General features: G+C 36.2%; 13 protein-coding genes and 1 pseudogene. 10 read left to right on the top strand and 4 right to left on the bottom strand.

Translation table 11 applies throughout. From position 1 onward, the window contains the following. Position 1: 1 nt before the first annotated feature. Both KPL75_RS07470 and KPL75_RS07465 read right to left on the bottom strand, forming a co-directional pair. On the bottom strand, positions 2-448 hold the full coding sequence (locus tag KPL75_RS07470) for a hypothetical protein (RefSeq protein ID WP_144506467.1): 447 nt from the start codon (positions 446-448) through the stop codon (positions 2-4). A gap of 470 nt (positions 449-918) precedes the next feature. Then, positions 919-1,602 (bottom strand): hypothetical protein, encoded by a 684-nt coding sequence (locus tag KPL75_RS07465; RefSeq protein ID WP_219920096.1) that lies wholly within the window; start codon positions 1,600-1,602, stop codon positions 919-921. Between the two features lie 387 nt (positions 1,603-1,989). Here KPL75_RS07465 and KPL75_RS07460 point away from each other — a divergent pair, with 387 nt between their 5' ends. Together KPL75_RS07460 and KPL75_RS07455 are read left to right on the top strand one after the other, a co-directional pair. Beyond that, on the top strand, positions 1,990-2,244 hold the full coding sequence (locus KPL75_RS07460; protein WP_098257222.1) for a GntR family transcriptional regulator: 255 nt from the start codon (positions 1,990-1,992) through the stop codon (positions 2,242-2,244). Positions 2,245-2,561: 317 nt separating this feature from the next. Then, positions 2,562-2,657 (top strand): annotated as a pseudogene (locus KPL75_RS07455) (sporulation initiation factor Spo0A C-terminal domain-containing protein); the annotation flags it as partial. A gap of 170 nt (positions 2,658-2,827) precedes the next feature. Here the strand turns inward: KPL75_RS07455 and KPL75_RS07450 are convergent. Beyond that, positions 2,828-2,974 (bottom strand): YycC family protein, encoded by a 147-nt coding sequence (locus KPL75_RS07450; protein ID WP_001247671.1) that lies wholly within the window; start codon positions 2,972-2,974, stop codon positions 2,828-2,830. Between the two features lie 50 nt (positions 2,975-3,024). Between KPL75_RS07450 and KPL75_RS07445 the strand changes: the two genes are divergently transcribed. Then, positions 3,025-3,759, top strand: coding sequence for a glycerophosphodiester phosphodiesterase (locus tag KPL75_RS07445; protein ID WP_215579625.1), 735 nt, complete (start codon positions 3,025-3,027; stop codon positions 3,757-3,759). A 42-nt stretch (positions 3,760-3,801) separates the two neighbouring features. Here KPL75_RS07445 and KPL75_RS07440 read toward each other — a convergent pair whose 3' ends face one another. Next, positions 3,802-4,035 carry a DUF2627 domain-containing protein gene (locus tag KPL75_RS07440; RefSeq protein WP_219920094.1) on the bottom strand — a complete coding sequence of 78 codons (234 nt, stop codon included), beginning with the start codon at positions 4,033-4,035 and terminating at the stop codon, positions 3,802-3,804. A 137-nt stretch (positions 4,036-4,172) separates the two neighbouring features. Between KPL75_RS07440 and KPL75_RS07435 the strand changes: the two genes are divergently transcribed. From KPL75_RS07435 to bfmBAB, 7 genes are all read left to right on the top strand, one after another. Beyond that, positions 4,173-6,245, top strand: coding sequence for a sigma-54 interaction domain-containing protein (locus tag KPL75_RS07435; protein ID WP_219920092.1), 2,073 nt, complete (start codon positions 4,173-4,175; stop codon positions 6,243-6,245). Positions 6,246-6,440: 195 nt separating this feature from the next. Beyond that, on the top strand, positions 6,441-7,340 hold the full coding sequence (gene yqiS / locus KPL75_RS07430; protein ID WP_219920089.1) for a phosphate butyryltransferase: 900 nt from the start codon (positions 6,441-6,443) through the stop codon (positions 7,338-7,340). 35 nt (positions 7,341-7,375) lie between these two features. After that, positions 7,376-8,476, top strand: a complete 1,101-nt coding sequence (locus KPL75_RS07425) for a leucine dehydrogenase (RefSeq protein ID WP_002111731.1) — start codon at positions 7,376-7,378, stop codon at positions 8,474-8,476. A gap of 87 nt (positions 8,477-8,563) precedes the next feature. Further along, a complete protein-coding gene (gene buk, locus KPL75_RS07420; protein WP_002111730.1) occupies positions 8,564-9,667 on the top strand; it encodes a butyrate kinase in 1,104 nt (367 codons plus the stop codon). Between the two features lie 4 nt (positions 9,668-9,671). Further along, positions 9,672-11,093, top strand: a complete 1,422-nt coding sequence (gene lpdA, locus KPL75_RS07415) for a dihydrolipoyl dehydrogenase (protein WP_002033960.1) — start codon at positions 9,672-9,674, stop codon at positions 11,091-11,093. A gap of 27 nt (positions 11,094-11,120) precedes the next feature. Further along, positions 11,121-12,122, top strand: coding sequence for a 3-methyl-2-oxobutanoate dehydrogenase subunit alpha (gene bfmBAA, locus KPL75_RS07410; RefSeq protein WP_219920087.1), 1,002 nt, complete (start codon positions 11,121-11,123; stop codon positions 12,120-12,122). A 13-nt stretch (positions 12,123-12,135) separates the two neighbouring features. Then, positions 12,136-13,119, top strand: a complete 984-nt coding sequence (bfmBAB, locus tag KPL75_RS07405) for a 3-methyl-2-oxobutanoate dehydrogenase subunit beta (RefSeq protein ID WP_002122394.1) — start codon at positions 12,136-12,138, stop codon at positions 13,117-13,119. Positions 13,120-13,129 lie beyond the last annotated feature (10 nt).

The raw sequence follows: 13,129 nt of genomic DNA, 5'->3' as shown, positions 1-13,129 counted from the left end.
TTTATGTATTCTTTTTTGTGTCTTTTCTTTTCTTTATCTCTTCTAAAACTTCTTTTTTTCCATCTAGCTTTGCACGTCTTAATTGTAATCTGAATTTTTGTTTATAAATGTCCCCTAAGTACATGGTGATGAATGCGAAACCTAGTGCGGATAAAAGGAAAACACTATCTGGTATATTCTTCCTAAAATCTAATAATTCAGTGTTATTTTCCAATGTTGGAAGGATAGCTATTACAATAATCGCAATACCGTAGCTAGTAATTTTAATGATTTTGCTTAAAGTAATTTTTCTTTCGTTTTCAATTGGCGAATCGAAAATACCAGAAAAACTCATTAAAAATGCACTTATAGAAAGTCCAAAGAGTTGTATTGAACTTAGTGGAACTTTTCCATACAACGCTATACATGAAGCGATTAGGAAACCAAAACCAAAGAAAAGTTTTTCCAAAAGGAATCCACCTGCCATCAAAAATTTATTTATATATGTTTATATAATACGATGTAAAAAATGGAAATACAATTAAATGCTGTAATTTGTAAAATGTAAATTAAAAATTTCAGTTATTCTATAACATATGCTATTTTGAATTTGCCATACAATGATTTCTAGTAGACAAATTTTATATACCTAAAATAGTCAGTCAATTATATAAAGATTGTAGACAAATTCTAATTTTTATATTAATAAAAAGAAGGCATTCATAATGGAAAGAATATTTAACAAAAGAATACTATTGAGATGAATACAATTAACTAAATACCCCCACTTCCCTTAAACAATCCAATAACTAATTAGTATGGTCACCTAAAGCTATCGTATAACCAGCTACAAGGCTATTCGCTTGTAAACTGTAATACGCGGGCTGAAAGAAAAAATCCCTGTCTACTATGCAGGGATTACCTTAAAACAAGAAAGAACTATATGAATTTATTGGCTATCTTTATAAAAGGTTCCCAGCCTGTTACAAGTGTAACAATTGCTGATAAAAAACCAATTAGAATAATTAAAAAGTTCAGGAATTTAAAGATGAAGTAATCTGAAACCCTATTTAATGTTGAATATTTAATTAAACCAGTCCAATACATAAGTGCAATTGGAAGAGTAACAATAAATTGTACTCCTTCTTTTAGTAAAATAAAGGGATTTCGAATTTCTTTTCTTATTTTATCTTCACGTTCTTCATAATAGCCAATACGCATCATTAAATGATTGTGAACCCATAAAAATTCTTCATCGATAGGGTTACTTCTTGCTAGGGATGATAATGAGTCAAGTACTTTATTCGAACGTAAAGAGGGTATTGTGTTAACAAGTAAAGGATAATTCTTTATGATATGATTTTCAAATGCAGGTCTATAGTCAATGTATCCAAGTTCACCAAGGAGTGCCTGGGATTTTTGGGAGTTTTTAATCAAGTAATTGAACAAGGTATTTCCTTCTGGGCTGTTAGGTTTAACAAGATACTTATTGAGGTATTCAACATAATTTTTGGTGAAAGTAACAAGAAAGTTAGTATCTTCTTGTAATTGATTTAAGGTATTTATTTGCCTGATAAATCCTATTACTATTAATAAGAAAAATGAAGAAATAATATAAATCATATTATGCTTACCACCTATTCCTAATTTTGAATTTCTATATAATTTTACTATGAAAAAAGTAAAACTTCATCTTTAGTTTAATATTGAATACACAATAGTTTCTTAATATAGTAGGGAAAATAGAACTTATTGTGGACCTTAAACTTCCATCTAATAAATATAAGATTTTTAACAATTGTTATTACACAGCTAATGAGGTGGAAATCAAACATATGCAAATATTGTTTGGTCAAATAGTTAATAAATAATGTGAATTTATATAAATTATTATTAGTATTAGTTATAAAGATGAAGGGAGTGTTTTATTGATTTTATAGTAATTAATTTGTACTATTAAAGCTGATGTTTCTATATAAAAGATAAAGAAAAAGAACAAGGGGATTAATATTGGTACTATTTAAAAGAATTAATTTAGATAAAACGGAACTATTATTACTGTACATTTTGAAAGAATTAGAAGCGGATAAAGCACCCGTGAAGTTATCGTATAACCAGTTGCAAGATTATTTACGTGCTAATCGCAATACAACATCAAAGGCAATAAAAGGACTGAAAGAACAGGGGCTACTATCTGTTACAGTGGGACAAGGGAAAGCTTCTAACACTTACTACCTTACATTAGAAACAAATGTACAAGGATAACTCATGAATTTGAATAGAGTTCATTTTTAATTTAATAAAATTATAGAATAAAGCAAAAGATTTCTTGTAGGAAATTGTAAGTGGTTAACTGTTACTCAGTTGAGAGGAAGTTAGATTCACATTATGTTGAAATAGATTACTTATAAGTTATATGTGTAAGTATTCAACAGGCTAAAAATAATGTCTGAATATAATTGAAGGTACTTCAAATAGGTGATACAATTAAATTTAGATAAGCAATAGATTATACACTTCTAACCAATAAATAGAAGTTTTTAATAATTGTCATGAAACATGCAATGTCTTGATATAGTGTTGGTTATACTGTATCGATGTCAAAAGCAAAACCTACGAATTCCGAGTTCATCGCAATGGTTGCGGATAAGCTGAGACTTGAACATAAGGCTAGCTGAGAGTAGTTAAGCTGATAATATATTCGAAATGAATTTAAAAAAAGATCAATGAGTTTTAAACTCATTGATCTTTTTTTTTGTTGTGTTGTTTCATATATTCATAATTTTAGTGGGTAAGTTATCCGTGATATAATAGATGATAATAAAAAGCCCTGCAAAACAGGACTATATTATTCTTCGTCTTTATTTTGTTTTTCTAATTCAACTAACTTTTGGATTAAAATATGCTGTGGCATATGCATAAGTTGTTCAAGTGGAACACCTAACGCTTTTGATAGGCGGACTGCAGTGTCTGGAGAAATTTGTAATGGTCTCATAGAAGTACCTCCTTTTTCGTATAGTATAGCATAAGATTGGGGGAGTGAGGATGACTCTTATATTTGCGCATCGTGGTGCGGCGGGAACGTATCCGGAAAATACAATGATTTCATTTGAAGCGGCGGAGGCTTTCGGAGCAGATGGAATTGAACTCGATGTTCAATTAACGAAAGATGGAAAAGTTGTCGTTATTCATGATGAAACTGTGAATCGAACGACGAATGGAAAAGGTGCTGTTCGAAATTATTTATACGAAGATTTATGTAAGTTAGATGCAAGTTATAAATTTAGTGAAAAAGTAGGTTTTTGTAAAATTCCTCTTTTAGAAGAGGTACTGGAATGGCTTGAAAAAACGCAATTGCTACTTAATATTGAACTTAAAAATGATAAAATTCCATACAGAGGTTTAGAAGAAGAGGTTATAACACTTGTGCGTAAGTTTAGTCTGGAGGATCGGGTTATATTTTCTTCGTTTAACCACTATAGTATGAAACGGTGCCATATGATGGCTCCTGATATTCAAACAGCTATTTTGTATCGTGAAGGTTTGCATAGCCCGTGGGCATATGCAAAAAAGATGGGTGCTACTGCAGTGCATCCAAATTATCGTTATCTTCAAGATGCCATCGCTGAATTAACGATGGAAAGTGGTGTAGAGGTTCGTCCCTACACGATAAATGAAGAAACGCTTATGCGTAAATATTTTGATATGAACATATCGGCGATTATTACTGATTATCCTGAAACAGCAAGAACTTTATTACCGATAAAAAATGAGACCTAATATAATGGTCTCATTTTTTTATCGGTATGTGAAAACTTTGTTCTATCTTCTGAAGCGGGCTTGTACTTTATTTCTCTTACGATCTCTGTGTAAGACGAAGCCACCGAAAATATAAAACCCGAATGCAAAGCAAAGAGCGCCGATTAAAAATTGTAACCATAATATAGGGATTGGGGAGAATAAAATCCCAAATACAGTATCTCTCATTAGTTTAATACCAAGCACGGCTAATGAAATCGGGATGAGTGCTAATGATAGAGCGAGGTAACGCTGCATATATAACGCTCCTTTTTAGATTATTTTGTTTATTTTAATGATGTTATATGAAAAGGGGGTTTGTCAAGAGATTGCTGAACGAGTAAGATAAGGATGTGAAAAATTTTGCAGAGATACTTCGAGAGGAAGTGTAATGTATGAAACAAAAGGTGTTAATTGTTGGAGCGGGTGAAGGTGGGAGTACACTACTGAGTCTGTTACAAAATTCGAATATATTTCAAATTATAGGAGTTATTGATATTAATCCAATTGCGAAAGGATTACAAATCGCAAAGGAATATGGGACTCCGATTGGTGATAGCGTAACTCCGTTTCTTTCTATGCATATTGATGTAATGTTTGATATGACAGGTGATTATGATTTACATAAAGTTTTATTGGGAAGCAAGCATAAAGACACCCTTCTTATACCAGGGGATATTGCAAAAATTGTTACGAGACTAGCGCATGAGAAGGAAAGCTTAATTGGGAAGCTAGAAGAAAAGACGCAACAAGGGAATTTAATTTTAAATTCAACGCATGACGGTATGATTGTTATAGATCAAGAGGGACAAGTTCGTCTGTTTAATAAAAGTGCAGAGCGTATTATCGGATATAAGAAAGAAGAGGCGATAGGAAAATATATTTTAGAAGTTATTCCAACGAGTAAGTTGCTTCGTATTATACGCACGAAAAAAATAGAAGTGAATCATGAACTGACGTTAGAGAATGAAAATAAGATCATTACAACGCGTATCCCGATATTAAAAGAAGATGGAGAGGTTCAAGGCGCATTTGCGATTTTTAAAGACATTACAGAAGTTGTAGATTTAGCGGAAGAAGTTACAGATTTAAAAGAAATTCAAACGCTACTTGAGGCGATTATTAACTCATCTGAGGAAGCGATTTCGGTTGTTGATGAGAAAGGAAGAGGGTTAGTTATAAACCCTGCTTATACGAAGTTAACGGGTTTAACCGAAGAGGATATTATAGGGAAGCCGGCTACAACTGATATTGTAGAAGGTGAAAGTATGCATATGAAAGTACTTCGGACGCGCCGAGCGGTACGAGGAATACATATGAAGATTGGGCAAAAGAAGCGGGATGTAATTGTAAATGTAGCACCGGTTATTGTTGATGGGATATTGAAAGGAAGCGTCGGGGTAATTCGCGATGTATCAGAAATTCAAAAGTTAACAAATGAATTGAATAGGGCAAGACAAATCATTCGAACGTTAGAAGCGAAATATTCATTTGATGATATTGTTGGCGATTCAGATGAAACGACGGCAGCTATTGAGCAAGCAAAACTTGGAGCGAATACACCAGCAACAGTATTGCTTAGAGGGGAATCTGGTACGGGGAAAGAGTTATTTGCACACGCTATTCATAACGGTAGTAATCGAAAATACAATAAGTTTGTACGAGTAAACTGTGCTGCTATTTCTGAGACCTTATTAGAAAGTGAATTATTCGGTTATGAGGAAGGCGCGTTTTCTGGAGCGAAAAGAGGCGGGAAACGAGGATTCTTTGAAGAAGCGAATAATGGAAGTGTTTTTTTAGATGAAATCGGAGAGTTATCTGCAAATACGCAAGCGAAGCTCCTTCGTGTACTACAAGAAAAAGAAATTGTGAAAGTAGGGGGAACGAAAGCGATACCTATTAATGTTCGAGTGATTGCTGCGACGCATGTGAATTTAGAAAAAGCTATTTTAGAAGGGAAGTTCAGAGAGGACTTATATTATCGTTTAAATAAAATCCCGATTCAAATTCCTTCCCTTCGTCAGCGTAAAGGAGACATACCAGCGATTGCAGAAAGGCTAATTCAAAAAATTAATCAAGATTATGGTCGTAATGTAGAAGGACTCACCGATTCAGCCATTTCATATTTACAATCATATGAATGGCCAGGGAATGTAAGGGAACTTGAAAATATTTTAGGACGAGCTATTATCTTTATGAATTATAACGAGATTTATATTGATGTACATCATTTACCACCTTTGCATAAAGAAGAACAAGTAGAGACGAAACAAAATAATTTATTACCTGGATTAGAAGAGAAGGCCCTTGAACACCTAGTGACAGAATTTGAGGGGAATATTATCCGTGAATATTTAGAGAAATTTGATGGGAACAAAACGAAGACTGCAAAAGCGTTAGGAATTTCAGTTCGAAACTTATATTACAAGCTAGAAAAGTACGACCATGCAAAAAATAGCATGCAATAAATTGCGTACCATGCAATTTATTGCATGGTATACAAAAAGCGACAAAACGAGACAGAATATTTCGTTGTTTTCCAAAGTATTGATTTCACTGCACTTTGAATGCGTTTTCATTATTGGTAGGACCACTTTCAAAAGTTGGCACGGTATTTGCTTAATGAATAGACGAGGGACGACGGAAAGGGTTGATTACAAAATATGAAGTTAGAACACTTAATTGATCAAGCAGCAGGACAGCCTAAAAAAACTGTGGCTGTAGCAGTAGCTGAAGATCATGAAGTAATTGAAGCTGTAGCGAAAGCAATCAAGTTACAGCTAGCTCAATTTCGTCTATATGGAAATCAAGAGAAAATAATAGGGATGCTACAAGGGCATGGGTTACAAACTTCAGAACATATTGAAGTGATTGCAGCAGCGTCAAGTGCTGAGGCTGCAGAACTTTCTGTTAAAGCTGTAAGAAATGGCGAAGCAGATGTACTAATGAAGGGGAACATCCCAACAGCAAATATTTTGAAAGCTGTATTAAATAAAGAGTGGGGACTTCGTAAGGGCAGCGTACTTTCACATGTTGCAGCGTTTGAAGTTCCAAATTACGATCGTCTTATTTTTGTTACAGACGCAGCGATGAACATTGCACCTGATGTAACACAAAAAGCTGCTATTATACAAAATACTGTAGAAGTTGCCCAGGCAATAGGAATTGATTTGCCAAAGGTAGCGCCAATTGCAGCGGTAGAGGTTGTTAATCCTGCGATGCAAGCGACAATTGATGCAGCGATGTTAACTCAAATGAATCGCCGCGGACAAATTAAAAATTGTGTCGTTGATGGACCACTTGCTTTAGATAATGCAGTATCACAAATTGCAGCAGAACATAAAGGCATAGTAAGTGATGTAGCAGGTAAGGCAGACATTTTACTCGTCCCAACGATTGAAGCTGGAAATGTGCTATATAAATCACTCGTCTATTTTGCAAATGCAAAGGTAGGAGCGATGATTGCTGGCGCTAAAGCACCGATTGTTTTAACATCACGTGCTGATTCAGCAGAAACAAAAGTATATTCATTAGCATTGGCAGTTGCGACTGCTTCAAAATAAACCAAATAGGGTAAAACAATTAGGGGGAAACGACAATGACATTAGAAATCTTCGAATACTTAGAAAAATATGATTATGAGCAAGTGGTATTTTGTCAAGATAAAGAATCTGGTTTAAAAGCAATCATCGCAATCCATGATACAACACTTGGACCAGCTCTTGGTGGAACAAGAATGTGGACATATGATTCTGAAGAAGCGGCGATTGAAGATGCATTGCGTCTTGCAAAAGGGATGACATACAAAAATGCAGCAGCTGGTTTAAACTTAGGTGGTGCAAAAACAGTAATTATCGGTGATCCACGTAAAGATAAAAGCGAAGCGATGTTCCGTGCATTAGGACGCTACATTCAAGGACTAAACGGACGTTACATTACAGCTGAAGATGTTGGTACAACAGTAGATGATATGGATATTATCCATGAAGAAACTGATTTTGTAACAGGGATTTCACCATCATTCGGTTCTTCTGGTAACCCATCTCCAGTAACTGCATACGGTGTTTACCGTGGTATGAAAGCAGCTGCAAAAGAAGCATTTGGTACAGATAATCTAGAAGGAAAAGTAATTTCTATTCAAGGCGTTGGTAACGTAGCATATCACCTATGCAAACATTTACACGCTGAAGGAGCAAAATTAATTGTTACAGATATTAATAAAGAAGCTGTACAACGTGCAGTAGAAGAATTCGGTGCAACAGCAGTTGAGCCAAATGAAATTTACGGTGTTGAATGTGATATTTACGCACCATGTGCATTAGGCGCAACAGTTAATGATGAAACTATTCCACAACTTAAAGCAAAAGTAATTGCGGGTTCTGCAAATAACCAATTAAAAGAAGATCGTCACGGCGACATCATTCATGAAATGGGTATTGTATACGCACCAGACTATGTAATTAATGCAGGTGGCGTAATTAACGTAGCAGACGAATTATATGGATACAATAGAGAACGTGCACTAAAACGTGTTGAGTCAATTTATGACACAATTGCAAAAGTAATCGAAATTTCAAAACGCGATGGCATAGCAACTTATGTAGCAGCGGATCGTCTAGCTGAAGAGCGCATTGCAAGCTTGAAAAACACTCGTAGCACATACTTACGCAACGGTCACGATATTATTAGCCGTCGCTAATCATTCATATATAACTTTTACAAAAGGTGTGGTTACCTCTTATGAGGTTCCCACTTCCTTTTGAATTTATTAGTGGAGGTAGCAACATTGTCTGTAAATCGAATTCTTGTTATTAATCCAGGTAGTACATCCACAAAAATTGGTGTTTTTGATAATGAAAGACCTGTTCTAGAAGAAACTATTCGTCATGACGTAGAACAGATTGGGAAATATAAGCGAATTATCGACCAATATGAGTTTCGAAAAGAAACGATTTTAGAAGTTCTACATTCTCATGGTATTAACATTTCAAAATTAAACGCTGTTTGTGGACGTGGTGGATTACTTCGTCCAATCGAAGGCGGTACGTATACAGTAAACAATGCGATGTTAGAAGATTTAAAAAATGGGTTTAGCGGTCATCACGCTTCAAATCTCGGTGGCATTCTAGCTTATGAAATCGCTTCTGGATTAAATATTCCTGCATTCATTGTGGATCCTGTCGTTGTAGATGAAATGGAACCTATTGCTCGTATTAGCGGTATTGCTGGTATGGAACGTAAAAGTATTTTCCATGCATTAAACCAAAAAGCGGTTGCTCGTAAAGTAGCAGATGAATTAAATCACAAATATGAGGATTTAAATTTATTAGTTACACATATGGGCGGCGGTATTACAGTTGGTGCTCATAAAAAAGGAAAAGTTATCGATGTTAATAATGGCTTAAACGGAGAAGGACCATTTAGTCCAGAGCGTGCTGGTACAGTACCAGTAGGACAATTAGTTGAAATGTGTTTTTCTGGTGAGTATTACCGAGACGAAATGGTTAAAAAACTTGTCGGACAAGGTGGACTTGTAAGTCTTATCGGTACAAACGATGCAATTAAAGTAGAACAAATGGTTGAAAAAGGTGATCCTGAAGCAACTCTTATTTATAAAGCAATGGCATATCAAGTTGCAAAAGAGATTGGCGGAGCTAGTGCTGTACTTCACGGGAAAATCGATGCAATCGTATTAACTGGTGGACTTGCGTACAGTAAAATTCTTGTCGATGAAATAAAAGAACGTGTTCACTGGATTGCAGATGTTATCGTACATCCAGGAGAAGATGAATTACAAGCGTTAGCAGAAGGAGCACTTCGTGTATTACGTGAAGAAGAAGCGCCGAAAGAGTATGTTGTACGAGAAAAACAAACAGTAGCTAGGGGTTGAGATAATGGCAAGAGAATATGATTTAGTCATCGTTGGCGGGGGTACTGGTGGATACGTTGCTGCTATTCGTGCATCACAACTAGGGTTAAAAACTGCACTTGTTGAAAAAGAAAATCTTGGTGGTACTTGTTTACACAAAGGGTGTATTCCTAGTAAAGCTCTTTTACGTAGTGCGGAAGTATACGCAACTGCTAAAAAAGGAGAAGAGTTCGGAGTTATTGCAAGTAATGTAGAACTAAACTTTGCTAAAGTACAAGAGCGTAAAGAGAAGATTGTAACGCAGCTTCATAAAGGCGTTCAGCATTTAATGAAACAAGGTAAAATTGATGTGTTTGAAGGTATTGGCCGTATTCTTGGCCCATCTATTTTCTCTCCAATGCCAGGTACAATTTCAGTTGAACTTGCAAGTGGAGAAGAGAATGAAATGTTAATTCCAAAAAATGTACTTGTTGCAACAGGCTCACGTCCAAATTCATTACCAGGATTAGAGTTAGACGGAGAGTATGTAATGTCTTCGGATCATGCCCTAAAAATGGAAACGCTTCCCAGTTCGATCATTATCGTTGGTGGCGGTGTAATCGGTATTGAGTGGGCATCTATGCTTGCTGACTTCGGTGTAGAAGTTACAGTATTAGAGTATGCGAAAAACATATTACCACTAGAGGATAATGACGTTTCAAAAGAAATGCAGCGTCTATTCAAGAAAAAAGGTATTAAAGTGGTAACTGGTGCAAAAGTATTACCAGAAACATTGGTAAAAGATAATGGAGTAACAATTCAAGCTGAACATAACGGTGAGAATAAAGCATTTAAAGCAGAAAAAATGCTTGTATCTGTAGGAAGACAAGCGAATACGCAAAATATGGGCTTAGAGAACACAGATATTGTTGTGGAAAAAGGATACATTCAAACAAATGAGTTTTATCAAACGAAGGAATCTCATATTTACGCAATTGGGGATGTAATCGGCGGCCTACAACTTGCTCACGTTGCTTCGCATGAAGGAATTGTTGCTGTAGAACATATTGCTGGTAAAGAAGTTACACCAATTGATTATTCAATGGTATCGAAATGCGTATATAGCAGTCCAGAAGTTGCTTCTGTCGGTTTAACAGAACAAGAAGCGAAAGAAAAAGGCTATAAGTTAAAAGTAGGTAAATTCTCATTCCGTGCAATCGGAAAGGCACTTGTATACGGAGAATCAGACGGTTTTGTAAAACTTGTAGTTGATGAAGAAACAAATGACATTCTTGGTGTTCATATGATCGGGCCACATGTAACAGATATGATTTCTGAAGCTGGTCTTGCAAGAGTACTTGATGCAACACCTTGGGAAGTAGCACATACAATTCATCCGCATCCATCATTATCTGAGGCGATTGGTGAAGCAGCACTTGCTGTAGATGGAAGAGCGTTACACGCATAAAAATGTGGATTTAGGAGGTTATGAAAAATGGCAGAAGTAAAAGAAAAGCGCCATGAAGAGCTTGGCTTAAGTGATGAGCAAGTATTAGAGATGTATCGTACGATGTTACTTGCGCGAAAAATCGACGAACGTATGTGGTTATTAAACCGTGCAGGTAAAATTCCATTCGTAATTTCTTGTCAAGGACAAGAGGCTGCACAAGTTGGTGCATCATTCGCTCTTGATAGAGAGAAAGATTATGCATTACCATACTACCGTGATATGGGTGTTGTATTAGCGTTTGGTATGACAGCTAAAGAGCTTATGTTATCTGCTTTCGCGAAAGCTGGAGATCCAAACTCTGGTGGTCGTCAAATGCCTGGTCATTTCGGACAAAAGAAAAATCGTATTGTAACAGGTTCATCTCCAGTTACAACACAAGTACCACATGCAGTTGGTATTGCATTAGCTGGAAAAATGGAGAAGAAAGATTTAGTAACGTTCGTTACATTCGGAGAAGGTTCTTCCAATCAAGGTGATTTCCATGAAGGGGCAAACTTTGCCGGTGTACACAAACTACCTGTTATTTTCATGTGTGAAAATAATAAATATGCAATCTCTATTCCGGTTGAAAAACAATTAGCATGTAAAAACGTATCAGATCGTGCAATTGGTTACGGTATGCCAGGATATACAGTAGACGGAAACGATCCGCTTGCAGTATATAAAGCTGTAAAAGAAGCAGCAGACCGTGGCCGTCGTGGTGAAGGCCCGACTTTAGTTGAAACAGTATCGTATCGTTTAACAGCACATTCTAGTGACGACGATGATCGTGTTTACCGTGATAAAGAAGAAGTAGAAGAAGCGAAGAAGAAAGATTCAATAATAACATTTGCAGCTTATTTAAAAGAAGTTGGCGTGTTAACTGAGGCATTTGAAAAACAAATGTTAGATGAAATTATGCATATCGTAAACGAAGCAACAGAATATGCAGAAAATGCTCCGTATGCAGCACCTGAAGATGCATTGAAGCACGTATACGCAGAATAAGGGGGAACGTTTCATGGCTGTAATGTCTTATATTGATGCTATTACATTAGCAATGCGCGAGGAAATGGAACGCGATGAGAAAGTATTCGTTTTAGGTGAAGATGTTGGTAAAAAAGGTGGCGTATTTAAAGCGACACACGGATTGTATGATCAATTTGGTGAAGACCGTGCGCTTGATGCACCGCTTGCAGAATCTGCAATCGCAGGGGTAGCAATTGGTGCGGCAATGTATGGTATGCGTCCAATTGCTGAAATGCAGTTTGCTGATTTCATCATGCCAGCAGTAAATCAAATTGTTTCTGAGGCAGCAAAAATTCGTTATCGTTCTAATAATGATTGGACTTGTCCAATTACAGTTCGTGCGCCATTTGGCGGCGGTGTTCACGGTGCATTGTATCATTCACAATCTGTAGAAGCGATGTTTGCAAACCAACCAGGTTTAAAAATTGTTATCCCTTCTACACCATATGATGCAAAAGGCTTATTAAAAGCTGCAATTCGTGATGAAGATCCAGTATTATTCTTTGAACATAAGCGCGCATATCGCTTAATTAAAGGTGAAGTGCCGGAAGATGACTATGTATTACCAATCGGAAAAGCAGATGTAAAACGCGAAGGTGATGATATTACTGTTATCACTTACGGATTATGTGTTCACTTTGCTCTTCAAGCAGCTGAGAAGTTAGCGCAAGATGGCATTTCTGCACACATTCTTGATTTACGTACTGTGTATCCATTAGATAAAGAAGCAATCATTGAAGCTGCTTCTAAAACAGGTAAAGTTCTTCTTGTAACAGAAGACAATAAAGAAGGAAGCATTATGAGTGAAGTGGCAGCTATTATCGCTGAAAATTGTCTGTTTGATTTAGATGCGCCAATCGCACGTCTTGCAGGCCCAGACGTTCCGGCAATGCCATATGCACCAACAATGGAAAAATTCTTTATGGTAAATCCAGATAAAGTTGAAAAAGCAATGCGTGAACTTGCGGAATTTTAATCGGGGGGAC

This window comes from Bacillus sp. NP247, from assembly GCF_018966865.1.
Taxonomy (GTDB): Bacteria; Bacillota; Bacilli; order Bacillales; family Bacillaceae_G; genus Bacillus_A.
Note: the sequence above shows the minus strand (reverse complement) of the source record. Positions and strands in the feature narration are given on the sequence as shown.

Excerpts from the sequence above, each read along its gene's own strand:
- KPL75_RS07465 (WP_219920096.1), bottom strand. The coding sequence starts at position 1,602 with ATGATTTATATTATTTCTTCATTTTTCTTATTAATAGTAATAGGATTT.
- KPL75_RS07450 (WP_001247671.1), bottom strand. The coding sequence starts at position 2,974 with ATGAGACCATTACAAATTTCTCCAGACACTGCAGTCCGCCTATCAAAA.
- KPL75_RS07445 (WP_215579625.1), top strand. The coding sequence starts at position 3,025 with ATGACTCTTATATTTGCGCATCGTGGTGCGGCGGGAACGTATCCGGAA.
- KPL75_RS07440 (WP_219920094.1), bottom strand. The coding sequence starts at position 4,035 with ATGCAGCGTTACCTCGCTCTATCATTAGCACTCATCCCGATTTCATTA.
- KPL75_RS07435 (WP_219920092.1), top strand. The coding sequence starts at position 4,173 with ATGAAACAAAAGGTGTTAATTGTTGGAGCGGGTGAAGGTGGGAGTACA.
- yqiS (WP_219920089.1), top strand. The coding sequence starts at position 6,441 with ATGAAGTTAGAACACTTAATTGATCAAGCAGCAGGACAGCCTAAAAAA.
- KPL75_RS07425 (WP_002111731.1), top strand. The coding sequence starts at position 7,376 with ATGACATTAGAAATCTTCGAATACTTAGAAAAATATGATTATGAGCAA.
- lpdA (WP_002033960.1), top strand. The coding sequence starts at position 9,672 with ATGGCAAGAGAATATGATTTAGTCATCGTTGGCGGGGGTACTGGTGGA.
- bfmBAA (WP_219920087.1), top strand. The coding sequence starts at position 11,121 with ATGGCAGAAGTAAAAGAAAAGCGCCATGAAGAGCTTGGCTTAAGTGAT.
- bfmBAB (WP_002122394.1), top strand. The coding sequence starts at position 12,136 with ATGGCTGTAATGTCTTATATTGATGCTATTACATTAGCAATGCGCGAG.